This window comes from Tibeticola sediminis, assembly GCF_003843835.1.
Classification (GTDB): Bacteria; Pseudomonadota; Gammaproteobacteria; order Burkholderiales; family Burkholderiaceae_C; genus Tibeticola; species Tibeticola sediminis.
The window spans coordinates 300,665-326,392 of the sequence record NZ_RKQL01000001.1 but is presented as its reverse complement, the minus strand read 5'-3'; the positions used below and the strand labels follow the sequence as shown (position 1 = coordinate 326,392).

Sequence of the window (25,728 nt, the reverse complement as noted above, 5' to 3'; positions counted from 1 at the left end):
GAAACTGCCATGCTCGACCGCAACCAACTCTCGGACGCCCATGCCTTGCTCGACGCCACCCCGGGTCACAGCGGGGTCACCACCCGCCGCGCCGCGCTCAAAGCCGCGCTCGGTGTGGGCTATGCCGCTGCCGTCTTGCCCGCACTGGCGCAGACCGCCATAAAGACTTCGGCCGAGGGCCTCACCGAAGGCGAGGTCACCATCGATGTCAACGGCTTCAAGATGCCCGTGTACCGCGCCGCGCCTGCGGGCAAGACCGGCCTGCCGGTGGTGCTGGTCATTTCGGAAATCTTCGGGGTCCATGAGTACATCGCCGATACCGCGCGGCGCTTCGCGCATGCTGGCTATCTGGCGCTGGCGCCGGAACTGTTCGTGCGTCAGGGCGACGCGCAAAGCTACGGCGAGTTGGCCAAGCTCATCGCCGAGGTGATTTCCAAGGTGCCCGACGCGCAGGTCATGGGCGACCTCGACGCCTGCGTGGCCTGGGCGGGCGCCCACGGGGGTGACCTCGAGCGCGTGGGCGTGACCGGGTTTTGCTGGGGCGGGCGGCAGACATGGTTGTTTGCCGCGCACAACCCCAAGGTCAAGGCCGGCGTGGCCTGGTATGGCCGACTGGTCGGGGAGCGAACCGCCCTCACACCTCGCAATCCGATCGACGTCGTGGACCAATTGCATGGCCCGGTGCTGGGCTTGTACGGTGGCGCTGACACCGGTATTCCGCTGGCGACGATCGAGCAGATGAAGGCGGCGTTGGCGGCTTCGCGCAATCCGGCAGCCCGGGCCAGCGAGTTCGTGGTCTACCCGGAGGCACCCCACGCCTTCCATGCCGACTACCGACCGAGCTACCGCAAGGAAGCAGCGGAAGACGGCTGGAAGCGGGCGCTCGCCTGGTTCCAGAAGCACGGCGTGGCTTGAAGGCCTGATGGGTAGGCTTTGGGCATGGCTGAAGCCTTCCCCCGTTGATTGACTGGCCTTTTGCGCCGATGCCGCCGACAAATGGGCATTGTTTACTATGTTATTAATAGCAATTTTGACGGGTACCCTGATCGCCGGTGTTGGCAGCGTATGGCTCGCGGCACTGCTGAGTTTCGGCGCGCTGGCGCGTTATTCGCAGCATCTGTTGAGCCTGGCCGCGGGCGCGCTGCTCGCCACCGCGTTCATGCATTTGTTGCCCGAGGCGTTTGAGAGCGGCATCGAGCCCCACACGCTGTTTACCGTGCTGCTGGTCGGTCTGGTGGGCTTCTTTCTGCTGGACAAGGCTGAACTCTGGCACCACGGGCATGAACATCACCACGGGGCCGACCACGCCCATGCGCATGGCGTGGGGCAGGGCCACGACCATGCCCCCCAAGCGAGCGGCAGTTGGGCCGTGATCGCCGGCGACAGCGTGCACTGCTTCGGCGACGGACTGCTGATCGCCTCTGCGTTCCTGGCGGATTGGAAGCTGGGCACGGTCACTGCGCTCGCGGTGCTGGCGCATGAGGTGCCGCACCACATGGGCGACCTGGCGGTCTTGCGCGTGGGCGGCAACGACCGGCGCATGGCCTTGCTCAAGGTGACGCTGGCGGGCTTGGTGACGGCGCTCGGCGGGCTGCTGGGCTACCTGCTGGTCGGGGCACTCACCGAGTTTTTGCCCTTCTTCATCGTCGTCGCCAGCAGCAGCTTCATCTACGTCGCGCTCGCCGACCTGATTCCGCAACTGCAAAAGCGCCTTAGCCTCGCGCAGACCGCGGTACAACTGCTGTGGCTCGTGCTGGGCATCGCCGCAGTGACGCTGCTGAGCAGCTTTGCACACGCGCACTGAGTTCGGGAACCCGGGCGCGCTGCTGGCCTAGTTCACCAGCACCAACTTGCCCATGACCGCACGTGAGGCCATGCGGGCGTAGGCGGCTTTGAGTTCGCGCATCGGCAGGGTTTGATCGATCACGGGCTTGATCTTGCCCTCGCCATACCAGCGCGCGAGTTCCATGAGCATTGCGGCGTTGGCCTGCGGCTCGCGCCGCGCGAACTCTCCCCAGAACACCCCGACGAGTGAGGCACCTTTGAGCAGTGGCAAATTCATCGGCAGCGCGGGGATGGGGCCCGCCGCAAAGCCGATCACCAGGTAACGCCCGCGCCACGCGATGGAGCGAAACGCCGGCTCGGCCAGATCGCCGCCCACGGGGTCGTAAATCACGTTCGGGCCCTGGCCATCGGTGAGCGATTTGAGCGCATCGCGCAGGTTTTCGCGGCTGTAGTTCACGGTGGCATCGGCCCCCAGGCGCTGGCACAGCGCGCATTTCTCGTCGCTCGAAGCCGCAGCGATCACGCGCGCACCGGCCACCTTGGCGATCTGGATCGCTGCGGTGCCCACCCCGCCAGCCGCACCGAGCACCAGCACCGTTTCACCCGCCCGAAGTTGCCCGCGGTCGATCAGCGCATGGTGGCTGGTGGCATAGGTCATGATGAACGCGGCCGCATCCACCGCAGGAAACTCCGCCGGCAGCGGCAGGCACAGCGCGGCCTTGGCCACCGTGTGGGTCGCAAAGCCGCCGGTGCCGCTCAAGCAGGCTACGCGTTGCCCCACACGCAGTTGCGTCACGCCCTCTCCGACGGCCTCGACGATGCCGGCATATTCGGCGCCCGGCACGAAGGGCAGCGGCGGCTTGATCTGATATTTGTTCTGCACGATCAAGAGATCGGGGAAGTTCAGGCTCGCCGCCTCGATGCGGATCCGCACCTCACCCGGCCCCGGCGTGGGCGTGGGCAGTTCCTTCCAGACGAGCGCGTCGACACCGACGGGGTTTTCGCAAAGCCAGGCATGCATGGGCAGATTCCTTCGAGTCAATCGGACGAACGCGCATGATAGGGATCAAGTGTGTCTGCGCCCAAGGGCGGTTGTCCCCTCCGTGTCAGCGCGGCAGGACGGGCTGCGAGGGCTCGGGAGCGACGGTTTGGCGGCACCTACAATCGATCGATCGGAGCCCTCGCCATGCGCATGAACATCCTGCTTTCCAACGACGACGGCTTTCAGGCCCCGGGCATCGTGGCGCTGTTTGAAGCGCTCAAAGACGTGGCACACGTCGAGGTCATCGCGCCCGAGCACAACAACAGCGCGAAGTCCAATGCGCTCACGCTGCATTCGCCGCTGTACGTGCACCGCGCGCACAACGGTTTTCGCTACGTCAATGGCACGCCGGCGGACTGCGTGCACATTGCGCTCACCGGATTGCTCGAGACGCGGCCCGATCTGGTGATTTCCGGCATCAACAACGGCGCCAACATGGGCGACGACACGATTTATTCGGGCACGGTGGGCGCAGCGATGGAGGGCTACCTGTTTGGCATCCCCGCGATTGCGTTTTCGCAGGTCGAGAAGGGCTGGGCGCATCTCGAGGACGCGGCGGCCAAGGCGCGCGAGATCGTGCTGGGACTGGCTGCGACGCGGATCGGTTCGGGCGCGCCGTGGCTGCTCAACGTCAACATCCCGAACCGGCCGCTGGCCGAGATGCGCCCGCTCAAGGTGTGTCGTCTGGGCCGACGCCATGCGGCTGAGCCGGTGATTCGCCAGCAGAATCCGCGGGGCGACACCATGTATTGGATCGGCGCGGCCGGCCCCGCGCTCGACGAAGGCGAGGGCACCGATTTCCACGCCAGCGCTGAGGGCCATGTGGTGATGACGCCGCTCAAGGTTGATCTCACGGACCACGAAAGCCTGCGCTACTGGGCGCAGACCGCAGCGCGCCTCGGCGCGGGCTCAGCGGCTGTCGGTGTCGACGGAGGCCACGCCCGATGAGCGCGCGCCGCCCCGGCTTCCCGGCGCGGCTGGATTCGGCTGCTCCGGCAGCGCCGCCCGCGCGTGCGGGCAAGGCGGCAACGGCTGCCAGCGCGTCCGTGCCGCCGGCGCGGAGCCCCGTGGCCCAGCCCGCGCGGACGCCTGCCACGCTCGAGCCGGTGCGCGGCTTGGGGCTCGATTCCGCCGCGGTGCGCGCGCGCATGGTGCAGCGACTTGCCGCGCAGGGGATCCGCGATGAAGCGGTGTTGGCCGCCATGGCCCAGGTGGAGCGACACCGCTTCGTCGACACGGGGCTCGCCGCCCAGGCGTATGAGGACACCAGTTTGCCGATCGGCTTTGCACAGACGATCTCCAAGCCCAGCGTGGTCGCGCGCATGCTGGCCTTGCTGCGTGAGGGCGAGATTCGCCCGCTGGGCCGTGTGCTCGAGATCGGCACCGGCTGCGGCTATCAGGCCGCGGTGCTGAGCCAGATCGCGCGCGAGGTCTACAGCGTCGAGCGGATTCGCGGCTTGTACGAACGGGCACAGGCGAACCTGCGGCCCTTGCGCTTGGCCAATGTGCACCTGATTTTGGGCGACGGGATGCTCGGCTTTGCGCAGGGTGCGCCATATTCGGCCATCATTTCGGCCGCTGGCGCGGGTGCGCTGCCGCAGGCTTGGATCGAACAGCTTGCGGTGGGCGGGCGGCTGGTGGCCCCGGAGGTCACGGCGCAGGGCACGCAGGCGCTCGTGGTGATCGACAAACGGCCCCAGGGCCTCGTGCGCACGGTGCTCGAGGCGGTGCACTTCGTGCCCCTAAAATCAGGCTTGGCCTGACCGGGCACCTCAGGGAATGAACAGCATGCTTGGATTTCATCGTTGGCGGGCCCTCGGCCTGGTGGTTTTCGTGGCGGCGACGCTGGGTGCGTGCTCGTCGAGCCGGCCCACACGGGCGCCCGTGGAGGACCGGGGTCTTGCAGCCGGCCGCCTGCCCGCGCCGTCGGCCCCCGCCCCCGCGGCGCCTGAGGTTGCCAAGCCCCTGCCCGGGGCCGAAAACGCGGGCAAGCCGGGTTACTACACGGTGCGTCCGGGCGACACACTCATGCGCATCGGGCTCGAGACCGGGCAGTCCTGGCGCGATCTCGCGCGCTGGAACAACCTCGACAACCCGAACCAGATCGAGGTCGGTCAGGTCTTGCGGGTGATTCCGCCGGTGTCGGGGACCAGCGGCGGCTCGCCAGCGGCAGCCGAACCCGCCGCGAGCGGTGTGGTGACGCGACCCATCGGTGCGGCCAGCGTGACGGTGAGCCCCGTCCCGGCGGGCTCAGCGGCGTCCAGCGCGTCGGCGACTGCGCCGGCCGCAGCCAGCTCGGTCGCATCCAAGCCCGAGGACGCGAAGCCAGATGCCTCGGCGGCGGCCGATGCGGGCATTTCGTTCATCTGGCCCGCGAGCGGCGCGGTGATCGCGGGCTTCGACGAGCAGAAAAACAAGGGCATCGACATTGCGGGCAAGCCTGGTGATCCGGTCGTGGCTGCGGCCGATGGCCGGGTCGTCTACGCGGGCGCGGGCTTGCGCGGCTACGGCAACCTCGTCATCCTCAAGCACAACAACACCTTCCTGACCGCCTACGCGCACAACCAGACGCTGTTGGTGAAGGAAGACCAGACGGTGCGCAAGGGGCAGAAGATTGCCGAGCTCGGCGCCAGCGACGCCGATCGGCCCAAGCTCCATTTCGAGATCCGGCGTCAGGGCAAGCCGGTCGACCCGGCGAAGTATCTGCCGCCGCGCTGATCAGCGTTCGCGGCGCGGCTCGGCGGCGGTCGCCACCGGCTCGTTTGCCGTCTGCGTGCTGCGCGCATGCGCTTCCCAGGCCTTGCGCACCGCGAGGCCCAATTCGATCACGGCCATCGCGTAGTAACTGCTCCAGTTGTAGCGCGTGATGGCGTAGAAGTTTTCGGTGCCGAGCACGTAGCTCGGCGCGTCGCCGCCGTTTTGCAGCTCCACCAGCGCCAGCGGCCCGCCGTAAGACTGAGCGGCAGGCTCGGGCGTCGCGCCGAGTTCGGCCAATCGCGCCGCGCTGAAGCTGGGCAGGATGTCGGGAGCGAGCAGGGCATCCAACTGGGCCGGCGTGGCGTGCAGTTCCACCTGGAAGTGGGTGGGCACGCCCGGCTTCCAGCCAAAGGCCCGCAGATAGTGGGCCACCGAGCCGATCGCGTCGGCAGGGGTGTTCAGATCCACCGTGCCGTCGCCGTCGAAGTCCACCGCGTACTTGGCGACGCTCGAAGGCATGAACTGTGGCATCCCCATCGCACCCGCGTAGCTGCCGCGGGGCTGCAGCGGATCGGTGCCGGTGCGTTGCGCGCGGGTCAGGAACTGCTCGAGTTCGTCGCGGAAAAACGCTTGCCGCGCGGTGGCGCGTGGGTGTGCGGCAGGGAAGTCGAAGGCCAGGGTTGCCAGCGTATCGATGACCCGAAACGTTCCCATCTGTTGCCCCCAGATCGTCTCCACGCCCAGGATGCCCACGATGATCTCGGCGGGTACGCCGGTCTCGGCCTCGGCCCGCGCGAGGGTGTCGGCATGGGCGCGCCAAAAGCGCAAGCCCGCGGCCACGCGCACCGGCTCGATGAAACGTGCCCGGTAAGCCCGCCAGTTCTTCGCCTGGGCGGTGGGGGGCGGCAGGATCAGACGTTCGACCTGCGGCAACCGCCGGGCCTGGGCGATGGCCGCGCGCACGGCCTCGCGGTCGAGGTCGCGGCGCTCGGCCAGATCGTCGGCGAACGCCATTGCTTCGGGCCGATGCGCGTACATCGTCGCCGCCGTCGCCAGCCGCTCCTCACGGACCGTGATCGCCGTCGCTGTGGGCTTTTTGGGGTGTTTTTTCGCGAAAGCCGGCGAAAATTGGGCGATCATTGCTATCAAAATTATTGCATTTTTGAAACGATCGGTCATGGTCTGAATCCGGGGCGGCCGAACTGCGCGAGTGCGTGCCGAAGATTGGAGCGCGCGTGGGCCCGTGCCGCGCCGGGCTCGGGCATGGCTGGTGCGTAGCGCTCGCGTTCCAGCGCTTCGAGCGCGGCGCAGAGGCGCAGGGCCGCCTCGCGCTGCGCAGGATGCTCGATGGCTTTCGTTTGCAGCGTTTGGATCAACGCGCGGGGTGTGGCTTGCGGCGGCACCGCGTAGCCCATTCGACGCAGCCGTCGGCGGCAGGCTTCGAGCGTGGCCAGCCACGGATCGCGTCGGCGCCACGGACGGGCGCCCGCCCAAGCCGTCGCCGCTGCGGCGACCGTCGCCACCACGGCCAGAGCGACGCCCAGGTCGCGGCTGTCGGGTTCGCGGATGCCGAATCGGCGCAAAAGATCGAACTGCCGTTGCGGCGTGTAGTCCAGCACCCACTGGTTCCACGCATGGTCGAGCGCACGCCAGCCGTCGCGCAGGCGCTGCAGCAGGGTGGGGCTCAAGCGCAGCAGCGTGCTCTCGACCGCTCCGGCGGGTAGCGCCAGACGCTGGAAGCTGCCGATGCGGCTGGGCGCCACCGCAGCCGTGGGATCGACGCGGAGCCAGCCCTCGCCTTCGATCCAAACCTCGGCCCAGGCGTGGGCGTCGCTCTGGCGAACCTGGAGCACGCCATCGACCGAGTTGAACGTGCCCCCTTGGTAGCCCGTGACCACGCGCGCCGGTACGTCCATGCCTCGCATCAGGACGACGAAGGCCGACGCGATGTGCTCGCAAAATCCCTCCCGCGTGTCGAACCAGAACGCATCGGCTGCATGCACACCGGCCGGCCGGGGCTCGAGCGTGTAACGGTAGCCGCCCCGGCGCAGGCGATCGAGGGCGGCATCCACCGCCCCACGCGCGCCGGCTGCGCGCACCGCAGGATCGCGCAACAGCTCGGCAGCAAGCTCCAGCGTTCGAGGGTTGTAGCCCGGCGGCAGGTCGACCGCCTCTCGCAGGGCGATCCGTTCATGGCCTTGCGCCGTGGAAGGCCCCAGGCGGTGTTCGAGGTGGCTCACGACCCGATAACGCTGGCGCTCTTGGATCGGTCGCTCGGCCAGCCACTGCTGGTCCGCGGTGCGGCGGGTGAGCAGCCCCGGCAGCTGCGGCAGCACCAGCGGAAACTCGAGTGCGAACAGCCAGGGCTGGCGCGTGGGCTCGAGCGTGACTTCATACCCGGTCGGTGCCCCCAGTGGCTGCACCAGCGAGCCGCTGCGCTCGGCATCCGCACGCTCCGGCACGGGGGTCGGCCGCCAGGTGCGGCCGTCGTAGGCGCTGAGCACCGGCCCGCGGAAATACAGCAAGGGCTGGGCGGGCGCGGGCCCGTCGAAGCGCACCCGCATCACCAGTGTGTCGTCGAGCACCAGTTGGGCGATGTTGCCGACGTCCATACTCGCCGACAGGCCGCTGCGCGCGCGTTCGGCGTCCGCTGGCAGCCCCCAGAGCGGCGCCACGCGCGGAAACAGCACGAAAAGCGCCAGCATCACCGGCGTGCCCCAGAGGGTGAGCTTGAGTGCCATCGCAGCCGCCATCTTCAGCGAAGGTCGCCCCAGCGGCAGGTGCGCATTCACCAAAGCGGTGAGCAGCCCCCAGAGCGCCAGCACGATGGCCGCGGCCGTACCCAGCGACTGCGAATAGAAGAAGTGCGTGAGCAGCGTAAAGAAGCCGAGGAAAAACACCACCATGGCGTCGCGTCGGGCCCGCAGCTCCAGCGTTTTGAGCGCCAACATCACGACGATCAAGCTCAGCCCCGCATCGCGCCCGAGCAAAGTCCCCTGGCTGTAGACGGTGAGCGCGGCGACGCCTGCGGTGAGGGCGATCAGCCAGCCGCGGGAGGGCAAAGGGCGCTGCATCCAGGCGAGCCCAGCGCGCCAGGCCAGGGCCGCGGCCGCCGCCGCGCCGGCCCAGAGCGGAATGTGCGGCAGATGCGGTGCGATCACCGCCGCGATCACGAACAGCAAAAACAGCGTGTCGCGGGTTTCGCGCGGCAGCGTCGCCGCTCGGGGCCGGAACCCGAGGCTTCGAGGCCGGCGCGCACCGGCCTCTTGGGCGTGGTCCTGTGCGGCGCTCATGCGCCCGGCTCCCGCGGATAGAGCGCCAGCGCGCTGAGGCAGGCGTCGCAGTGCGCCGCGCCCCTGTCGGGCGCCAGCCGCAGCTCGCCGAGCCGCAGGCCATACCGCAACCCCAGCCGATCGGCGGCCAGCACCCAGGCGCAGAGCCGGGACAGCGCTGCCTCCCGGTCCCGCAGCCCGGTCTGCACCAGATCGAGCCACAGCGGAGCCGACGCCGCGCCGGAGGCATCCCGAGTGAGCAACTCGCCGCTGCGGGCGAACTTCTTCCAGGCCACGCCGCGCAGCCCGTCGCTCGGTCGCCAGGGCCGCAGGCCGTGGAACTCCTCCGACAGCGCCATCGCGCGCGTGCTGCGCGCCAGGTCCGAAAAGGGCTCGGTGTCTGGGTGCGGCAGCGGGGGCGCGGCCGGCTCCGGGGCGGGATACACCAGCACCGGCCGCAGCGGCTGCCAGACCGTCCAAACCCGAAAGCTGCCGAGCGGAAACAAGGACTGCACGATCACGAGGGGCGGCGTTTGCCGACCGCGCTGCGCCGGTGTCCATGCCAGTTCCACGCTGGCTTGCCCTTGCGCGGGCACATCGGCGTAGGCCCAGCCCTCGGGCGCTTGGACCGTGCGCACGGCCAGTGCCCAGCGCGCGCGGCCGTCGGCTTCGCCCAGAGCGACCACGAGCGGCGCCGCCGCTCCTGCAAAGCAGCGCGGCGACGGACCCAGGCGCAGGCGCAGGCCGCGCAGGTTGGCGTGGCCGACATGCATGGCGGCGAGCGCGCTGCCCGCGAGCAAAAAGGTCAGCAGATAGCCCAGGTTGAGCTGATAGTTGATCGAGGCCACGAGCAGCACCAGCAGCGTGGCCGCCAACATCCACCCCGCCCCGGTCGGCAGGATGTAAACCGTGCGGTGGTCGAGGGTCACGTCCTCTCGCGCTTCGTGACGCGCGGCCATCCAGCGCTGCCATCGCGCGCGCAGCCGCGAGCCTGCGAGCACCGCGCGCCCGATCCGGCCCTGCACCGGCCATCGGCTGCGCGGTCGGTCGATCGTCGCCGCGCGCGCGTGGGAACGGCCGAGGGCTCTTGCTGTTCTTTCTGTCATCAGCCTAAATCCGGCAGGTGGGCGCGCCCACCCAAACGGTGAACGGCCTCCGTACCGAAAACTGTTCAAACATCAACACCTTGCATTCAGCGAAAAGCGCTCAACTGCCGGATTTAGGATCAGACCAGCGGCAGGGCTTCCAGCAGGGCTTCAAGCTGCGCGCTCGCGCTGCGCCCCGAATCGGGCAGCGGCTGCAGACGGTGAGCAGCGACCTTGGGCAGCATGGCGCGCACATCGTCGGGGGTGACGTAGTCGCGACCCTCGAGCCGTGCGCAGGCGCGGGCCGCGCGCAGCAACGCCACGCCCGCACGCGGCGACAAACCCTCGACAAACCAGCGGCCGCTGCGCGTGGCGTCGAGCACATCCTGCACATAGTCGAGCAGCGCGTCGGAAGCGAACACGGCGTTCACCTGTTCCTGCAGCCGCAACAGCTCGAGCGGCGTCAGCACCGGCTGCACCTGCGCGAGGCGCGATCGGCGGTCGCCCGAGACCAGCAAGGCGCGTTCGGCAGCGCGGTCGGGATAGCCGAGCGAGATCCGCATCATGAAGCGGTCGAGCTGAGACTCGGGCAGGGCGTAGGTGCCGAGTTGCTCGAGCGGGTTTTGCGTCGCGATCACGAAGAATGGGTCGGGCAGAGGGCGGGTCTCGCCTTCCACCGTCACTTGCCGCTCTTCCATGGCCTCGAGCAAGGCGCTTTGCGTTCGCGGGCTGGCGCGGTTGATTTCGTCGGCCAACACCACCTGGGCAAAGATCGGTCCGGGGTGAAAGACAAAGCTCTCGCGGGCGCGGTCGTAGACCGACACCCCGGTGAGATCGCTGGGCATGAGGTCGGCCGTGAACTGCACCCGCGCAAAGCGCAGCTCCAGGCTTTGCGCAAGCGCATGGGCGAGGGTGGTTTTGCCCACGCCGGGGACGTCCTCGATCAGCAAATGTCCGCCCGCCAGCAAGCAGGCGACACAGTCGCGCACGCGGTCGGCCTTGCCGACGATGACCGTGTTAAGCTGATCCAGCAACGATCTGAGTTTGTCTTGAATTTCCATGGCGTGAGCTTAGCGGCAAAGCCTATGGGGTGTGCGCGTGGCGTCCAAAACCGGTTATTTCTCCCATCCTGCGTGTGGCCTGCATGAAATGGGCCCGGCCCACCCCGAATGCCCGGCGCGGCTGAGCGCCATCGAAGCGCGCTTGCGCGCCACCGGCGTGTGGGATGCGCTCGAACACCGCGAAGCACCGCCCGCCTCGCTGGCCGATCTGGAGCTCGCGCACGACCGCTACTACCTCGCCGCCTTGCGCGGATTCGTCGACGAGCTCAAAGAGCAGATCGAGGCCGGGGGGCCTGAGCACATCCATGTCGACCCTGACACGGCCTTCAACCTGCACACCTGGGACGCAGCCCTGCGCGGTTCGGGTGCGGCGATCACGGCCACCGACGCCGTGCTGGCCGGTGAGCTTCAAAACGCGTTTTGCGCCGTTCGCCCGCCCGGGCATCACGCCGGCCGGGCGCAGGCCATGGGCTTTTGTTTCGTGAACCACATCGCGGTCGCGGCGCGTCATGCGCTCGAACGCGGCGGGCTCTCCCGGGTCGCCATCATCGATTTCGATGTCCACCACGGAAACGGAACCGAGGACATCGTGGCCGGCGACGACCGGATTCTGATGGCGAGCTTTTATCAGCACCCGTTCTACCCCGAGGGCGGCTCGCGTTCCAACGCCGCCAACCTCGTCAATTTGCCGGTGCCCGCGCATACCCGGGGCATGGAAATCCGCGAATTGATCGAGCTGATGTGGCTGCCGCGGCTCGAAGCGCATCGCCCGCAGATGATTTTCATCAGCGCGGGCTTCGACGCGCATCGCGAGGACGACCTGGGGCAGCTCGGACTGGTCGAGGCGGATTACGCCTGGATCACCTGGCGCATCCGCGAACTCGCGCGGCGCCATGCCCGCGGGCGCATCGTGAGTTGTCTCGAGGGTGGCTACAAGCTCGGGGCTCTGGCGCGCAGCGTCGAAGCGCATCTCGGTGCCTTGATGGCGCCTTAGGGCAACGCTGAACAAGTCCCTCGCGCGCCGCGCATCCCGGCTGCGGGCGGTCTGCTTCGTTGCAAATCCTCGCCATAGCTGCGGCTATGGCTGCGGTTTGCGCCTCGCATCCCATTCCGCGGCCGGGCGCGCACCATCGCGGGAACTTTTTCAGCGTTGCCTTAGCCTTCCAAGAGCCAGCGGCGCTGGGACGCTGCGGCAATCGCAGGTGCTTCACCAGGCGAGATAGGCGTAGCCCTTTTCCTGCAACTCCATGATGGTGGCCGCGCCCACGTCTTCGATGGTTGCGTATTCCACCATGTCCGCAGCCGTCCAGCCGAGGGTGTGCATGGTGTTGCCGCAGGCAAAAAACCGCACGCCATAGGACTCGGCCAGACTGCGCGCGCGCTGCTGGTGGAGCTTGGACACCGGGCGCTTGGGGTTCTTCGCAAGCAGGTGGATGCCTGGGCCCCAAACGACGACCGCGATTGCCACGTCGTCGGTATATTTCTGCAGCATCGCCGAGACGGAGTTGAAGATCGCTTCTCGGTACTCTTCTTCGGCTTTGTTGAGCTGGTAGACGATCTTGTGCGGCGCGCCTCCCTCGTTCGCCGCTATGGGTTTGGGTGTCGCGGCGGCCCGAGCGCTCAAAACCGGCGTCGCAGTCGCCGTTGCCACGGCTGCGCCGAGGAGCATGCGGCGCCGGGGCAGGTCAGCGTGGTTCACGGCGGGTGTGGGCGAGGCGGAGAGTCGGCGCTTCGTGTTCATACCCGTAAGAGTATCCGAAGATGAGCGATCGCGCACAGACGGTGGTTACCTGCGTGTTGCCCAAGCGCTTCTCGGTGAAAATGGGCGGCCGACTGGTTTTCCGTTTGCCCGTCCGTCTGGAGTTTTTGATGAGTTCCACTGCCTCTGCCTCTACCACCGCCGGCCCCACCCCGACTGCTCCGCTGCAGCACGAGCGCGATGACCGGGGCGTTCACACGCTGGTGCTCGATACGCCGGCCAGTTTCAACGTGCTCTCCGAGGCGATGCTCGCCGCCTTGCAGCAGGCGCTGGACGCCGTGGCTGCCGACGAGGCTGCCCGGGCCGTCGTCCTTGCGGCGCGGGGTCGCGCGTTTTGTGCCGGGCACGACCTCAAGGAAATGAAGGCGCGCCCCGACGCGGCGTATTACCAGGATCTGTTTGCGCGCTGCTCGAGGGTCATGCTCTCGATACAGAAGCTGCCCGTGCCGGTGATCGCCCGGGTACAGGGGCTGGCGACGGCGGCGGGCTGTCAGCTCGTCGCGCAGTGTGACCTCGCGGTGGCTGCCACCGGCGCCCGTTTTGGCGTCAACGGCATCGACGTCGGCCTGTTCTGTGCCACGCCGAGCGTGCCGCTGGTGCGCAACGTGCCGGCCAAGGTGGCGATGGAGATGCTGCTCACCGGCATGTTCATCGATGCGCAAGAGGCACGTGCCCGCGGGCTGGTCAACCGGGTCGTCGAGGCCGAAGCGCTCGATGCCGAGGTCGAGTCGCTGCTGCAGGCCATCCTGGCCAAGCCGCGGGAAGCGATTGCCATGGGCAAAGAGGCGTTCTACCGCCAGCGCGAGATGGGCATCGAAGCGGCTTACCAGCTCGCCGGGCAGACGATGGCGTGCAACCTGGTCCATCCCGTGGCGCAAGAAGGCGTGCAAGCCTTCATCGAAAAGCGTAAGCCCCTGTGGTCCCAATGAAGCTTGCCCCCGCGCGGTTCGAGGACTTCGATACCTGGCTTGCGGCGCTGTCCCGGCCGACTTCACTGGTCGAGGTCGGTACCCTCATCTTGGGCGGCCTGCTGGCCTGGGCGCTGGTTGCCGCTTCGGCACGGCGGTTCCGTTCGGCGGGCAGTTCGGTGTTGCTCGGCCGGCATGGGGTCGATGGTGTTTTGTTTCCGCTGCTGTGGTTGGTTTTTGCGGCCGGCGCGCGCGGGTTGTTGGAGCTTTGGCTGCGGCCGGCCATCTTGCATCTGGCGCTTGCGGCCTTGCTGGCTTTGGTGTTGATCCGGCTCGGGGTCAAGGTGCTGCAAGTCGCGGTCGGGCAGACGCCTTGGGTTCGCTTGCTCGAGCGCAGTATTTCCTGGTTGGCGTGGGGCGGCGTCGTGCTGTGGGCCAGCGGCTTGCTCAACGTGGTGCTGGAGGAATTGGACCAGGTGCAGTGGCGGCTCGGCGCGACCAAGGTGTCCTTGCGGACCTTGCTCGAAGGGTCTTTGACCGCGGGTGCCGTTCTGATTTTGAGCTTGTGGCTGTCCTCGGTGATCGAGGCACGTCTGCTGCGCGGCGCGAGCGGCTCGGACCTGTCTTTGCGCAAGGCCGCGAGCAACGCGCTGCGCGCGGCGCTGATGCTCATCGGTCTGTTGCTGGCGCTGTCCTCGGCCGGCATCGACCTCACGGCGCTGTCCGTGCTCGGCGGCGCCATCGGTGTCGGGGTGGGCTTTGGCTTGCAGAAGCTTGCGGCCAACTATGTCAGCGGCTTCGTGATCTTGGCCGAGCGCAGCCTGCGCATCGGCGACATGATTCGCGTCGATACCTTCGAAGGCCGCGTCACCGATGTGCGGGCGCGCTACACGGTGATCCGCTCGCTGACCGGGCGCGAGTCGATCGTGCCCAACGAGATGCTGATCACCAGCCGGGTGGAAAACCTCACGCTCGCAGACCCCAAGGTCTGGGCGACGACCACGGTTGCCGTCGCCTATGACAGCGATGTCGCGCTGGTCCAGAAGCTGCTCACCGAGGCGGCGCTGGCGCAGCCCCGGGTGTTGCGCGATCCGCCGCCGTCGGCGGCCTTGACGGCTTTTGGCGCAGATGGTCTGGAATTCACGCTGGGCTACTGGCTGGCCGACCCCGAAAACGGGCAGATTTCCTTGCGCTCGGACATCAATATGGCGATCCTGGAGTCCCTGCGCCGCCACGGCGTCGAGATCCCCTACCCGCAGCGCGTCGTCCATGTGCGGCCCGCGACGCCGGGGCCCGGCTGAACCGGTTTCTCGTGCGCCGCGCGTGCGCCATCCCTCAGCCTCTGATCCGTCCCTGCCCCAAGTCGGGCTCCAGCACCGTATAATCAAAAAAATAGAACGGTCGTTCTATTTCTAACGCTGGCGAACCGTAGAATTGACGTTAACGTCAACTCATCGGCGTTACCCCTTTGCATCATCCTCGGAGCGGTCTCTCATGAAAATTCTTGTTCCCGTCAAGCGTGTCGTGGATTACAACGTCAAGGTCCGCGTCAAGTCGGACCAGTCCGGCGTCGATATCGCCAACGTCAAAATGAGCATGAACCCGTTTGACGAGATCGCCGTCGAAGAGGCCGTGCGCCTGAAAGAAAAAGGCATCGCCACCGAGGTGGTCGTGGTTTCCTGCGGAGTCGCGCAATGTCAGGAAACGCTGCGCACCGCGATGGCGATCGGTGCGGACCGCGCGATCCTGGTGCAAACCGACGCCGAGCTGCAGCCGCTGGCGGTGGCCAAGCTGCTCAAGGCGCTGGTCGACCAGGAACAGCCCTCGCTGGTGATCCTGGGCAAACAAGCCATCGACGACGATGCGAACCAGACCGGGCAGATGTTGGCTGCGCTGGCCGACATGCCGCAGGCCACGTTTGCCAGCAAGGTCGAGGTCGATGCGGCCGCCGGCGTCGTGCGCGTGACCCGCGAGGTCGATGGCGGGCTCGAGACGCTCGAGGCCACGCTGCCGGCCGTCATCACGACCGATTTGCGTCTCAACGAGCCGCGCTACGTCACGCTGCCCAACATCATGAAGGCCAAGAAGAAGCCGCTCGATACGGTGACGCCCGAGGCGCTTGGGGTCGATGTCACGCCGCGCCTCAAGACCCTCAAGGTCTCCGAGCCGCCCAAGCGCAGCGCCGGGGTGAAGGTGCCGGACGTCGCCACCCTCGTCGACAAGCTCAAGAACGAAGCCAAGGTCATCTGACCGCCGCCTTTGCATTTCACGAACGAGAGGAAAACCGAACATGACCACACTCGTCATCGCCGAACACGACCACGCCGGCCTGCGCGGCGCGACCTTCAACACCATCACCGCCGCGGCCCAGTGCGGCGGCGACATCCATGTGCTCGTGGCTGGCTACAACGCTGCGGGCGCGGCCCAAGCAGCGGCCCAGATTCCCGGTGTGAGCAAGGTGCTCCACGCCGACGGCCCGTCGCTCGAACATGCGCTGGCGGAAAACCTCGCGGCACAGGTGCTGGCGGTGGTGGGCGCGGGCAGTTACACCCACATCCTGTTCCCCTCGACGGCGGGCGGCAAGAACGTCGCGCCGCGCGTGGCGGCCAAGCTCGACGTGGCGCAGGTCAGCGACATCATCCGTGTGCATGCACCGGACACTTTCGATCGGCCCATTTATGCGGGCAACGCGATCGCCACGGTGCAAAGCCTCGATGCGGTCAAGGTCATCACCGTGCGCACCACGGGCTTCGATGCCGCACCGGCGACGGGTGGCAGCGCCGCGGTCGAGTCGGTTGCAGCCGTTCCCGATTCGGGCAAGAGCCGTTTCCTCGGCAGCGAGATCGCCCAAAATGACCGCCCCGATTTGACGGCGGCCAAGATCATCGTTTCTGGCGGGCGTGCACTGGGTAGCGCCGAGAAGTTCAATGAGGTGCTGCTGCCGCTGGCCGACAAGCTCGGCGCGGCCATCGGTGCCAGCCGCGCCGCGGTCGACGCAGGCTACGCGCCCAACGACTGGCAGGTGGGGCAGACCGGCAAGATCGTGGCGCCCGAGCTGTACGTGGCGGTGGGGATCTCCGGGGCCATTCAGCACCTCGCCGGGATGAAGGATTCGAAGATCATCGTCGCGATCAACAAAGACCCCGAGGCACCGATTTTCTCGGTCGCCGACTATGGGCTCGAGGCGGATCTATTCACGGCCGTTCCCGAACTCATCCAGTCTCTCTGAGCAGCGAAGGACATCAGGGCATCGATGTGATGCCCTTTTTTTGGCCATCAACAGCCCTTCATCCGAATGACCTGGAGTCACCATGAGCTATACCGCCCCTCTCAAGGACATGCTGTTCGACATCGCGCACCTCGCGCGCATCGATCAGATTGCGCAACTGCCCGGCTTCGAGGAAGCGGGTCTCGACACCGCACAGGCTGTGCTCGAGGAATGCGCCCGATTCAACCAGGACGTGGTGGCCCCACTGAATCAAGAGGGCGACCGCAATCCCTCGTTTTTCCATGACGGCGCGGTCACGACCACGCCGGGATTCAAGGAGGCTTACCGTCAATACGCCGAAGGCGGTTGGCAGGGCCTGCAGCACCCGGTGGATTTCGGCGGGCAAGGGCTGCCCAAGACCATCGGTTCGGCCTGCAGCGAAATGCTTAACTCGGCCAACATGAGCTTTGCGCTGTGCCCACTGCTGACCGACGGCGCCATCGAAGCGCTGCTGACCGCTGGGTCGGATGCGCTCAAGGCCACCTACCTGGAGAAGCTGGTCAGCGGGCAATGGACCGGCACGATGAACCTGACCGAGCCCCAGGCCGGCAGCGATCTGGCGCTGGTGCGCACACGCGCCGAACCGCAGCCCGACGGCACCTACAAGATCTTTGGCACCAAGATCTTCATCACCTACGGCGAGCACGACATGGCCGAGAACATCGTGCACCTGGTGCTGGCGCGCGTGCAGGGTGCGCCGGAAGGGGTCAAGGGCATCAGCCTCTTCGTGGTGCCGAAGTTCCTGGTCAACGCCGACGGCAGCCTGGGCGCGCGCAACGACGTGCATTGCGTGTCCATCGAGCACAAGATGGGCATCAAGGCCAGCCCGACGGCGGTGTTGCAGTACGGCGACCATGGCGGCGCCATCGGCTACCTGGTGGGTGAGGAAAACCGCGGCCTCGAATACATGTTCATCATGATGAACGCGGCGCGCTACGCCGTGGGCGTGCAGGGCATTGCGATTTCCGAGCGGGCCTATCAAAAGGCCGCGCGCTACGCCCATGAGCGCATCCAGAGCCGCCCGGTGGACGGCAGCATCCCGGCCAGTGCGCCCATCGTGCATCACCCCGATGTCCGCCGCATGCTCATGACCATGCGCGCCGTGACCGAGGGCTGCCGGGCAATGGCGACGGTCGCCGCCGCCGCTTATGACGCTGCGCATCACCACCCCGATGCGGACGCCCGTCGGCAGAACCAAGCCTTCTATGAATTCATGGTGCCGCTGGTCAAGGGCTACAGCACCGAGATGAGCCTGGAGGTGACGAGCCTCGGCGTGCAGGTGCATGGCGGCATGGGTTTCATCGAGGAAACCGGCGCGGCGCAGTACTACCGCGACGCCAAGATCCTCACCATCTACGAAGGCACCACCGCCATTCAGGCCAACGACCTCGTGGGTCGCAAGACCGTGCGCGATGGCGGCCAGACGGCGCGCGCCATCGCCGCGCAAATCGAGGCGACCGAGGCGCAACTCGTCCACAACGGCAGCGCCGATGCGGTCGCCGTGGCGCGGCGGCTCAAGGACGCGCGGGAAGCCTTCCTCGAAGTCGTTGACTTCATGGTCGCCCAGGCCAAGGGGAATCCGAACGCCGCCTATGCGGGCAGCGTTCCCTATCTCATGCTCGCTGGAAACCTGATGGCGGGCTGGCAACTGGCGCGCTCCCTGCTGGTGGCGCAGCAGGAAGCGGCAGCGGGTCATGATGCCGCGTTCATGGCGGCCAAGATCGTGACGGCCCGTTTCTACGCCGACCACATCCTCACACGCACGCTGGCCCAGCGTGTGGCCATCCTCGAAGGCGCCGCAAACGTGACGGCGCTGCCGGTCGACGCCTTCTGAACTTCAAAAACAAGAGCGCTTCGACGCCGTTTTACGCGGGCGGGGCGCCTGATTCATTCATCATTCTTTGGAGACTGCCACCATGTCCCGACTTCCCGCCGTCTTGCAGCGCGTTCCGTTTCCGGTGATCGGCTCGCCGCTGTTCATCATCAGCAACCCCAAGCTCGTCATTGCGCAATGCACCTCGGGCATCGTGGGCTCGATGCCGGCGCTCAACGCGCGGCCAGCCTCGCAGCTCGACGAATGGCTCGCCGAAATCACCGAGGGGATCGAGGCCCACAACCGCGCCCACCCCGACCGGCCCGCCGCGCCGTTTGCGATCAACCAGATCGTGCACAAGAGCAATGACCGGCTCGAGCACGACATGGCGGTCTGCGCCAAATACAAGGTGCCCATCATCATCACCAGCCTGGGGGCCCGTGAGGACGTGAACCAGGCCGTGCATGGCTGGGGCGGCGTGGTTCTGCACGACATCATCAGCAACGTGTTCGCGCACAAGGCCATCGAGAAGGGCGCCGACGGGCTGATCGCGGTCGCCGCAGGCGCGGGCGGCCATGCCAGCGTCAAGAGCCCGTTTGCGATGGTGCAGGAGATTCGGCAGTGGTTCGACGGGCCGCTGGCGCTCTCGGGGTCGATTGCCAGCGGCGGAGCGATTCTGGCCGCGCAGGCCATGGGCGCGGACTTTGCTTATGTGGGCTCGGCCTTCATCGCCACGCACGAGGCCCGGGCATCCGAGGGCTACAAGCAGATGATCTGCGAGAGCAATTCGGACGACATCGTCTACACCAATTACTTCACCGGTGTCCACGGCAACTACCTCAAGGGCAGCATCCGCAATGCCGGTATGGATCCCGAGCACCTGCCCGAAGCCGACCCAAGCAAGATGAACTTTGGCGGTGGCGGCGAAGCCAAAGCCTGGAAGGACATCTGGGGCAGCGGTCAGGGCATCGGAGCGATCAACGAGGTCGTGCCCGCGGCCACGCTGGTCGAGCGTTTCAAGCGCGAATACGCCGAAGCCCGCGCGCGGCTGTGCGCCTCCACCTGACCCGATCGTCTCCGTAAGCACGACTTGAGCCGCCTTCGGGCGGCTTTTTTCTGCTGCGGGCTCGGGCATACTCATGTCGTGCCGATGGTGGCGCGTGCAACCGGAGACGAATCGATGAGTATGCAGACCAAATACTTGTTGGGTGAAGGCCAGATGCCCCGCTTCTGGTACAACATTCAAGCCGACCTGCCCAAGCCCCTGCCGCCCGTGCTGCATCCGGGAACCTTGAAGCCGATCGGGCCCGACGACCTGGCGCCGCTCTTCCCCATGGAGCTGATTGCGCAGGAGGTCAGCACGGAGCGTGAGATCGAAATTCCCGAAGCCGTCCGCGACATTTACCGGCTTTGGCGGCCCAGCCCGTTGTTCCGGGCGCATCGGCTCGAAAAAGCGCTCGGCACCCCAGCCAAGATCTTCTACAAGTACGAAGGGGTCAGCCCGGCGGGCAGCCACAAGCCTAATACGGCTGTGCCGCAGGCGTTCTACAACGCCCAGGCCGGCGTGAAGCGTCTGACCACCGAAACCGGCGCCGGTCAGTGGGGTACGTCGCTGGCCTTTGCTGGCAACGTCTTCGGGTTGGAGGTTTTGGTGTTCCAGGTTCGGGTGTCCTACGACCAGAAGCCTTATCGGCGCGCGGTGATGGAAACCTACGGCGCTCGCTGCCTGCCCTCGCCGTCGACCGAGACCGAATATGGGCGCAGCGTGCTCGCGCAACGGCCCGACCATCCGGGCAGCCTCGGCATTGCGATTTCTGAGGCGGTCGAGCTCGCGGTTCAGCGCGAGGACACCAAATACGCCCTGGGCTCGGTGCTCAACCATGTGCTGCTGCATCAGACCGTCATCGGCCTCGAAGCCATGGAGCAGCTGCAGATGGCCGATGTCTGGCCCGATGTGATCGTGGGTGCGACCGGCGGCGGCAGCAACTTTGCGGGCATCGCCTTCCCATTCATCGGTCACGGCTTGCGGGGCGGTGCCAAGCCGCGCATCGTCGCGGTCGAGCCGGCCGCCTGCCCGTCGCTCACGCGCGGCAAATATGCCTATGACTTTGGCGATACCGGCCACATGACGCCGCTGACCAAGATGCACACGCTCGGCAGCACCTTCACGCCGCCGGGCTTCCATGCCGGTGGCCTGCGCTACCACGGCATGGCGCCGCTGGTGTCGCATCTGAAGGAACTCGGCCTGCTGGAGGCGACCGCCTACACCCAGGGCCAGTGCTTCGAGGCCGGTGTGCTGTTTGCGCGCGCCGAGGGCATCGTGCCTGCGCCCGAGGCCAACCACGCAGTGAAAGGGGCCATCGAGGAGGCCCTACGCTGCAAGCGCGAAGGCAAAAGCGAAGTCATCCTGTTCAATCTCTGCGGGCATGGCCACTTCGACATGGCGGCTTACCAGAAGTACTTTGCCGGTGAGCTCCGAGATGAAACCTACGACGAGCGGGAACTCGCCATGGCGCTTTCGGGCTTGCCCAGCGTGCCGGAACCGGTTTGAGGCCGAGATACGGGGGCGTGTCGGGGTGGACGGGAGCGGGTGGGGCGGTATGAACCGACGTCGCTGGATGATGGGCTGTGGCCTCGCAGGGCTTGCGACGTGGGCGCGGCCGGGCCATACAGCAGCTTCGGGGGTGGCCGATCCCGCCGCGGCCCGTGTCTGGCGTTTTGCGGTGCTCAACCAGCGCACGGTTACGGCCACTGCGGAGCTTTGGAACCCCATTCTGCAATGGGTCTCGAGGCGCAGCGGCGTGCCTCTCACCCTGGCGATGGGCAAGACCGCGGTCGAAACGACGGAGCGGACCGTCGCCGGCGCGTTCGACTTTGCCTATACCAACCATCTGTTCACGCCCGAACGTCGCCAGTTGGGCTGGCGGGTGCTGGTCCGTTTCAACCGGCCAGCGATACACGGGCAGATCGTGGTGCCGTCGACGTCGCCGCTGGGCTCTCTGGTCGATTTGCAAGGTAAGACGGTGGTGTTCCCCTCGCGGGAGGCGGTCGTGGCTTATCACGGTCCTCGGCAAGCCCTGCACCGCGCCGGTGTGCGCGTGGTCGAACGGTTTGCGAGTCACCAGGAGGCGGCGATGCACCAACTGGTGAGTGGTGCCGCCGACGCGGCGGGGGTGAACGACACGGCCATGCGGGCGTATGCGCTGCGGTAGGGGCTCCGCTACAGGGCTTTGTGGACGTCTGCGCCCTTTCCCGACCTTCCCGTCATGGTCCATCCGCGCGTTCCGCGCGACATCGTCGGGCGCGTGCAAGCCGCGTTTTTGGCGATGGACGCCGACCGCGAGGGCCGACGCATCCTCGACGACGCCGGGGCTTTGCTCGCGGCCGATCACCCCCTGGCCTTCGTGCGCGCGGATGAGTCGGATTACGACGTCTACCGCGCGCTCTGGGCGTCTGCGCCTGGGGGAGCACGATGAAGCGGCTGTGGTCACGGCTGCCGCTGCTGGCGCGCTTGCTGCTCGCCGTGCTGCTGGCCGTCGGCTTGGCGGGAGGCTTGCGTTTGGCCTTGTTTTTTGGCGAGGCCACTGCGCAGGCGCAGGCGCAACAAGCCCGCACCCTGGCTTTGGCAGGCGAGCTGCTTGCGCCCTTGCTGGCCGAGGCCGCCGTGACGGGCGACTACGGAGCGGCCAGCGAGCTGATGCATCGGCTGGTCGATACGGATCCGGCGCTGGCAGAAGTGGAGTGGGTGTACGGCCGCAGCCGGATGAAGGCGGCGGGGGTTCCTGAACCGGCGGTTTACCCGCGATGGTTTGAGACCCTGATCGGGCTCGAGGCACAGCCTCATGCGCGGCCGGTTCGTTTGGGTGACGTGGATTACGGACAACTGCTGCTGACGATCGACCCTGTTGGGCTGCGCAACACGATCTGGCTCGGATTTCAGCGGCAAATGCTGGCCATCGGCGCGGCGATGATGGCGGCCAGCGTTCTGCTGTCGGCGGTGCTGTTTTCTTCGCTGCAGGCGCTGCGCGCCATCCTCAGCGCGATGCGGCGCTTCCGGGGCGACTCTACGGTGCGGGCGCCGGTCCTGGGCAGCCCTGAGACCCGCACGCTCGCGGAAAACTTCAACCGCATGGCCGACGAAATCGCCGCGAACCTCGCGGCGCTGCGCGAGGCACGCGCGCACTGGCAAGGGTTCGCGCAGTTGCACCAAGCGACCCTGCTCGCCATTGCCGACGCCGTGATCGTTTGCGACGCCGAGGGCCAGATCACGCAGATGAACGCCGTCGCCGAGCGTTTGACCGGATGGAGCCGTTCCAAGGCGACCGGCCGCGCGGCCCGAGAGGTCTTTCGTCTCGTCGATCCAGCCTCGGGCCTCGTCATGCCGGACCCGGTCGCCGCCGCGCTGCATTTGAGAGCCGCGATCGGCGGGCGGACGGGGACGGCCAGCCTCGAGTCGCGCGACGGCACCCTCTGGCCCGTCGAGGCCACTGCCGCGCCCATTCGAGACGAGGCGGGCGTCTTGCACGGCTGCGTCCTGGTCTTTCGCGATCGTACCCAGCATGAACAAATCCAGCAGCGCCTGAATTGGCAGGCCTTGCACGACGCGCTGACCGGATTGCCCAACCGGTATCTGTTCTCCGACCGCTTGGCGCAGGCGATTGCGCGCAGCGAACGGCAGCCGCAGCTCATTGCGGTGTGCCTGTTCGATCTGGACCGATTCAAGCCGGTGAACGACCGCTTGGGCCATGCGGCCGGTGATGAACTCTTGCGGCAGGTCGCTCGGCGTGCGCAAGAGGTTTTGAGAGACACCGACACGCTGGCGCGTTTCGGCGGCGATGAATTTGCGCTGGTGCTCCCCGATCTGCGCCAGGTCGATGAAGCGGAGTCCATTGCGCAGCGGCTGCTCGAGCGTTTGGCTGAGCCGTTCGTCCTTGGTGCCGAGACGGTCGAAATCAGCGCATCGTTGGGCTATACCGTCTATCCCTTCGATCCGGGCGACCCCGATCTTTTGCTGCGCCACGCCGACCAGGCGATGTACGCGGCCAAGCACAGCGGGCGCAATCGCCTGCACCTGTACGACGTGGCTTCCGACCAAATGCAGGAAGCGCATCGGCAACAGCTCGATCGGGTGCGTCTGGCGCTCGAGCAGCGCGAGTTCGAGTGGCATTACCAACCCAAAGTCGACATGCGCCGGGGAGTCGTCGTGGGCTTCGAAGCCTTGGCGCGGTGGCGCCATCCGGAACGCGGGTTGCTCTCGCCGTTGGCGTTTTTGCCCTATATGGAGTCGGGCCCGCTGGCCATCGAGTTGGGGGTGCAGGCGCTCGAAGCCGCACTGGCGCAGCTCGAAGCCTGGGCCGCAGAGGGCTTCCAGACCCGGGTGGCGGTGAACGTGGCGCCCGACCACTTCACCGCCGACCGCTTCGTCGACGATGTGCGGGCCGTGCTGGCGCGCCACCCGAGCCTGCCGTCGGGCAGTCTGGAAATCGAGATCGTCGAGTCGGCCGCCATCGACGACCTGGCCCGCGCGGTCGCGGTGATCGAGGCGTGTCACGTGCTGGGCGTGACGGTCGCGCTGGATGACTTCGGCACGGGTTATGCGTCGCTGTCCTACCTCAAGCGCTTGCCGGTGGATGTGCTGAAGATCGACCAGAGTTTCGTGCGCGACCTGCTCGACGATCGGGGCGACCTTGCGCTCATCGAAGCCGTGGCCGCGCTTGGCAGCGTCTTTGGCCGCCGCGTCGTCGCCGAAGGGGTGGAGCTGGCCGAGCAAGGGGTGGTTCTGATGCGCTTGGGTTGCGACCTGGCCCAGGGCTATGGCATTGCCCGGCCCATGCCGGCGGCCGAGGTGCTCGCCTGGCGCGAGACCTGGCGTGCCGATCCGGCCTGGGCCTTGTGGGCCGACACGCGGTGGGAATTGAGCGACTTTCCGCTGCTGGTCGCGCAATACGACCACCTGCGCTGGATACGCACGGTGCTGGCGACGCTCGACGGCGCGCCGGTGCGGCTGGGCCACGAGGAGCTGGTCGATCATCATGCCTGCCGCCTCGGCCATTGGTACGACACCCACGGCCGGCGTCGCTATGGGGCGCTGCCCGCCTATCGAGCGCTCGAGCCCGTACACGCCGAGGTTCACCGTGTCGGGCGGGCGTTGGTGGCTGCAGCCGCATCCGGGCAGAAAGAGACCGCGGCACAGCTCGGGCTCGAGCTATTGGCGCTCAAGGACCGCGTCCTCGAACTGCTGGCGCGGCTGCAGATCGAGGTCTTGCACGCGGGCGCCCCGGATGCGGCGCTTGGAGACGATCAGGCGTAGCGCCCTTCGGGCGGGGCGAAGATCTCGAGCAAGCGGTCGAGCCCGCCGATGTCGATCGCCACCTTGGCCTGGGCCCGCACCCGCGGTTTGGCACGGTAAGCCACCGACAAGCCCACGGCCGCCATCATCTCGAGGTCGTTGGCGCCGTCGCCGACCGCGATGGCCTGTTCGGGCGTGCAGCCGATGCGCGCGCAGGTCTCGAGCACGGCCCGGCGCTTTTCCGCTCCGTCGCAAATGTCGCCCCAGGGCTGGTCGAGCAGGCGGCCGGTGAGCTTGCCGTCCCGGATTTCGAGCAGATTGCTGCGCGTCTCGTCGAGCTGCAAGCGTCGCTGCACCCGCTCGGCAAAGAAGGTGAAACCGCCGGAGACCAGCAGCGTGCGCAAGCCTGCTTCGCGGCACGCGTGCACCAGTTCATCGGCACCGGGGTTGATCTGTAGCCGGTGGCGATAGATTTGTTCGAGCTGCGCGGTCGTGACGCCCTCGAGCAGCGCCACGCGCCGGCGCAGGCTTTCCTTGTAGTCGGCGATTTCGCCGCGCATCGCCGCTTCGGTGATGGCGGCGACTTCGGCCTTGCGTCCAACGGCATCGGCGATTTCGTCCACGCACTCGATGTCGATCAGCGTGGAGTCCATGTCGAAGGCGATGAGGCGGTAGTCGGGCAGTCGCAGCGGCGGCGTGATGCCGCGCACGAACAGACCCGGCGAGAGTTCGGTTTCAGGGTTCATGGC

At 67.1% G+C, this 25,728-nt stretch carries 21 protein-coding genes and 1 pseudogene; 15 read left to right on the top strand and 7 right to left on the bottom strand.

The window, feature by feature from the left end; all coding sequences use genetic code 11:
- Positions 1–9: 9 nt before the first annotated feature.
- The gene (locus EDC62_RS01580; RefSeq protein WP_124219706.1) at positions 10–915 is read left to right on the top strand and encodes a dienelactone hydrolase family protein; all 906 of its coding nucleotides are present in this window, start codon (positions 10–12) and stop codon (positions 913–915) included.
- 97 nt (positions 916–1,012) lie between these two features.
- Positions 1,013–1,804: a ZIP family metal transporter gene (locus EDC62_RS01575; protein WP_124221072.1), complete on the top strand. Its 792-nt coding sequence runs from the start codon at positions 1,013–1,015 to the stop codon at positions 1,802–1,804.
- 27 nt (positions 1,805–1,831) lie between these two features.
- On the opposite strand, the gene EDC62_RS01570 is transcribed toward EDC62_RS01575, so the two are convergent.
- Positions 1,832–2,806, bottom strand: coding sequence for an NADPH:quinone oxidoreductase family protein (locus EDC62_RS01570; protein ID WP_124219704.1), 975 nt, complete (start codon positions 2,804–2,806; stop codon positions 1,832–1,834).
- Between the two features lie 171 nt (positions 2,807–2,977).
- On the opposite strand from EDC62_RS01570, the gene surE reads away from it, so the two are divergent.
- The 3 genes from surE to EDC62_RS01555 are packed head-to-tail and all read left to right on the top strand — an operon-like array spanning position 2,978 to position 5,545.
- Positions 2,978–3,775: a 5'/3'-nucleotidase SurE gene (gene surE, locus EDC62_RS01565; RefSeq protein WP_124221070.1), complete on the top strand. Its 798-nt coding sequence runs from the start codon at positions 2,978–2,980 to the stop codon at positions 3,773–3,775.
- Positions 3,772–4,590 carry a protein-L-isoaspartate(D-aspartate) O-methyltransferase gene (locus EDC62_RS01560; protein ID WP_124219701.1) on the top strand — a complete coding sequence of 273 codons (819 nt, stop codon included), beginning with the start codon at positions 3,772–3,774 and terminating at the stop codon, positions 4,588–4,590. The genes surE and EDC62_RS01560 overlap by 4 nt, the downstream gene beginning before the upstream one ends.
- A 25-nt stretch (positions 4,591–4,615) precedes the next feature.
- The gene (locus EDC62_RS01555) at positions 4,616–5,545 is read left to right on the top strand and encodes a peptidoglycan DD-metalloendopeptidase family protein (RefSeq protein WP_124219698.1); all 930 of its coding nucleotides are present in this window, start codon (positions 4,616–4,618) and stop codon (positions 5,543–5,545) included.
- Here the strand turns inward: EDC62_RS01555 and mltB are convergent, their stop codons facing one another.
- The 4 genes from mltB to EDC62_RS01535 all read right to left on the bottom strand — a co-directional run bounded on the left by mltB (position 5,546) and on the right by EDC62_RS01535 (position 10,942).
- Positions 5,546–6,703, bottom strand: coding sequence for a lytic murein transglycosylase B (gene mltB / locus EDC62_RS01550; protein ID WP_425469936.1), 1,158 nt, complete (start codon positions 6,701–6,703; stop codon positions 5,546–5,548).
- Positions 6,700–8,817 carry a transglutaminase TgpA family protein gene (locus EDC62_RS01545; RefSeq protein WP_124219696.1) on the bottom strand — a complete coding sequence of 706 codons (2,118 nt, stop codon included), beginning with the start codon at positions 8,815–8,817 and terminating at the stop codon, positions 6,700–6,702. The genes mltB and EDC62_RS01545 overlap by 4 nt, the downstream gene beginning before the upstream one ends.
- Positions 8,814–9,902: a DUF58 domain-containing protein gene (locus EDC62_RS01540; protein WP_124219693.1), complete on the bottom strand. Its 1,089-nt coding sequence runs from the start codon at positions 9,900–9,902 to the stop codon at positions 8,814–8,816. The genes EDC62_RS01545 and EDC62_RS01540 overlap by 4 nt, the downstream gene beginning before the upstream one ends.
- Positions 9,903–10,021: 119 nt before the next feature.
- On the bottom strand, positions 10,022–10,942 hold the full coding sequence (locus tag EDC62_RS01535; RefSeq protein ID WP_124219691.1) for an AAA family ATPase: 921 nt from the start codon (positions 10,940–10,942) through the stop codon (positions 10,022–10,024).
- Between the two features lie 88 nt (positions 10,943–11,030).
- Here EDC62_RS01535 and EDC62_RS01530 point away from each other — a divergent pair, with 88 nt between their 5' ends.
- Complete coding sequence (locus EDC62_RS01530; protein ID WP_124221066.1) at positions 11,031–11,936, top strand: histone deacetylase family protein; 906 nt, start codon at positions 11,031–11,033, stop codon at positions 11,934–11,936.
- Between the two features lie 213 nt (positions 11,937–12,149).
- Here the strand turns inward: EDC62_RS01530 and EDC62_RS01525 are convergent, their stop codons facing one another.
- Entirely contained in the window at positions 12,150–12,641 is a 492-nt protein-coding gene (locus EDC62_RS01525) for a DsrE family protein (protein ID WP_211330889.1), read from the bottom strand.
- 170 nt (positions 12,642–12,811) lie between these two features.
- On the opposite strand from EDC62_RS01525, the gene EDC62_RS01520 reads away from it, so the two are divergent.
- From EDC62_RS01520 to EDC62_RS01475, 9 genes and pseudogenes are all read left to right on the top strand, one after another.
- A complete protein-coding gene (locus tag EDC62_RS01520; protein WP_124219687.1) occupies positions 12,812–13,630 on the top strand; it encodes an enoyl-CoA hydratase in 819 nt (272 codons plus the stop codon).
- Entirely contained in the window at positions 13,627–14,910 is a 1,284-nt protein-coding gene (locus tag EDC62_RS01515) for a mechanosensitive ion channel family protein (protein WP_124219685.1), read from the top strand. The genes EDC62_RS01520 and EDC62_RS01515 overlap by 4 nt, the downstream gene beginning before the upstream one ends.
- A 193-nt stretch (positions 14,911–15,103) precedes the next feature.
- The gene (locus EDC62_RS01510; protein WP_124219682.1) at positions 15,104–15,859 is read left to right on the top strand and encodes an electron transfer flavoprotein subunit beta/FixA family protein; all 756 of its coding nucleotides are present in this window, start codon (positions 15,104–15,106) and stop codon (positions 15,857–15,859) included.
- Between the two features lie 40 nt (positions 15,860–15,899).
- A complete protein-coding gene (locus EDC62_RS01505; RefSeq protein WP_124219680.1) occupies positions 15,900–16,838 on the top strand; it encodes an electron transfer flavoprotein subunit alpha/FixB family protein in 939 nt (312 codons plus the stop codon).
- Positions 16,839–16,920: 82 nt separating this feature from the next.
- Entirely contained in the window at positions 16,921–18,711 is a 1,791-nt protein-coding gene (locus EDC62_RS01500; RefSeq protein WP_124219677.1) for an acyl-CoA dehydrogenase, read from the top strand.
- A gap of 82 nt (positions 18,712–18,793) precedes the next feature.
- Positions 18,794–19,756, top strand: coding sequence for an NAD(P)H-dependent flavin oxidoreductase (locus tag EDC62_RS01495; protein WP_124219674.1), 963 nt, complete (start codon positions 18,794–18,796; stop codon positions 19,754–19,756).
- A gap of 114 nt (positions 19,757–19,870) precedes the next feature.
- Positions 19,871–21,241, top strand: coding sequence for a TrpB-like pyridoxal phosphate-dependent enzyme (locus EDC62_RS01490; RefSeq protein ID WP_211330888.1), 1,371 nt, complete (start codon positions 19,871–19,873; stop codon positions 21,239–21,241).
- Positions 21,171–22,166, top strand: a pseudogene (locus EDC62_RS01485) (phosphate/phosphite/phosphonate ABC transporter substrate-binding protein). Before EDC62_RS01490 ends, EDC62_RS01485 begins: the two are co-directional and overlap by 71 nt.
- Positions 22,163–25,000, top strand: a complete 2,838-nt coding sequence (locus tag EDC62_RS01475) for an EAL domain-containing protein (protein WP_124219667.1) — start codon at positions 22,163–22,165, stop codon at positions 24,998–25,000. The pseudogene EDC62_RS01485 and the gene EDC62_RS01475 overlap by 4 nt, the downstream one beginning before the upstream one ends.
- On the opposite strand, the gene serB is transcribed toward EDC62_RS01475, so the two are convergent.
- Positions 24,991–25,725, bottom strand: coding sequence for a phosphoserine phosphatase SerB (gene serB, locus EDC62_RS01470; protein ID WP_124219665.1), 735 nt, complete (start codon positions 25,723–25,725; stop codon positions 24,991–24,993). The two genes, EDC62_RS01475 and serB, sit on opposite strands and share 10 nt — an antisense overlap.
- Positions 25,726–25,728: the final 3 nt, after the last annotated feature.

Coding starts and splice junctions, on each gene's coding strand:
- EDC62_RS01510 (WP_124219682.1), top strand. CDS start 15,104: ATGAAAATTCTTGTTCCCGTCAAGCGTGTCGTGGATTACAACGTCAAG.
- EDC62_RS01540 (WP_124219693.1), bottom strand. CDS start 9,902: ATGACAGAAAGAACAGCAAGAGCCCTCGGCCGTTCCCACGCGCGCGCG.
- EDC62_RS01515 (WP_124219685.1), top strand. CDS start 13,627: ATGAAGCTTGCCCCCGCGCGGTTCGAGGACTTCGATACCTGGCTTGCG.
- EDC62_RS01580 (WP_124219706.1), top strand. CDS start 10: ATGCTCGACCGCAACCAACTCTCGGACGCCCATGCCTTGCTCGACGCC.
- serB (WP_124219665.1), bottom strand. CDS start 25,725: ATGAACCCTGAAACCGAACTCTCGCCGGGTCTGTTCGTGCGCGGCATC.
- EDC62_RS01530 (WP_124221066.1), top strand. CDS start 11,031: ATGGGCCCGGCCCACCCCGAATGCCCGGCGCGGCTGAGCGCCATCGAA.
- surE (WP_124221070.1), top strand. CDS start 2,978: ATGAACATCCTGCTTTCCAACGACGACGGCTTTCAGGCCCCGGGCATC.
- EDC62_RS01555 (WP_124219698.1), top strand. CDS start 4,616: ATGCTTGGATTTCATCGTTGGCGGGCCCTCGGCCTGGTGGTTTTCGTG.
- EDC62_RS01575 (WP_124221072.1), top strand. CDS start 1,013: ATGTTATTAATAGCAATTTTGACGGGTACCCTGATCGCCGGTGTTGGC.
- EDC62_RS01545 (WP_124219696.1), bottom strand. CDS start 8,817: ATGAGCGCCGCACAGGACCACGCCCAAGAGGCCGGTGCGCGCCGGCCT.
- EDC62_RS01560 (WP_124219701.1), top strand. CDS start 3,772: ATGAGCGCGCGCCGCCCCGGCTTCCCGGCGCGGCTGGATTCGGCTGCT.
- EDC62_RS01520 (WP_124219687.1), top strand. CDS start 12,812: ATGAGTTCCACTGCCTCTGCCTCTACCACCGCCGGCCCCACCCCGACT.
- EDC62_RS01505 (WP_124219680.1), top strand. CDS start 15,900: ATGACCACACTCGTCATCGCCGAACACGACCACGCCGGCCTGCGCGGC.
- mltB (WP_425469936.1), bottom strand. CDS start 6,703: ATGACCGATCGTTTCAAAAATGCAATAATTTTGATAGCAATGATCGCC.
- EDC62_RS01500 (WP_124219677.1), top strand. CDS start 16,921: ATGAGCTATACCGCCCCTCTCAAGGACATGCTGTTCGACATCGCGCAC.
- EDC62_RS01535 (WP_124219691.1), bottom strand. CDS start 10,942: ATGGAAATTCAAGACAAACTCAGATCGTTGCTGGATCAGCTTAACACG.
- EDC62_RS01475 (WP_124219667.1), top strand. CDS start 22,163: ATGAAGCGGCTGTGGTCACGGCTGCCGCTGCTGGCGCGCTTGCTGCTC.
- EDC62_RS01570 (WP_124219704.1), bottom strand. CDS start 2,806: ATGCATGCCTGGCTTTGCGAAAACCCCGTCGGTGTCGACGCGCTCGTC.
- EDC62_RS01490 (WP_211330888.1), top strand. CDS start 19,871: ATGAGTATGCAGACCAAATACTTGTTGGGTGAAGGCCAGATGCCCCGC.
- EDC62_RS01495 (WP_124219674.1), top strand. CDS start 18,794: ATGTCCCGACTTCCCGCCGTCTTGCAGCGCGTTCCGTTTCCGGTGATC.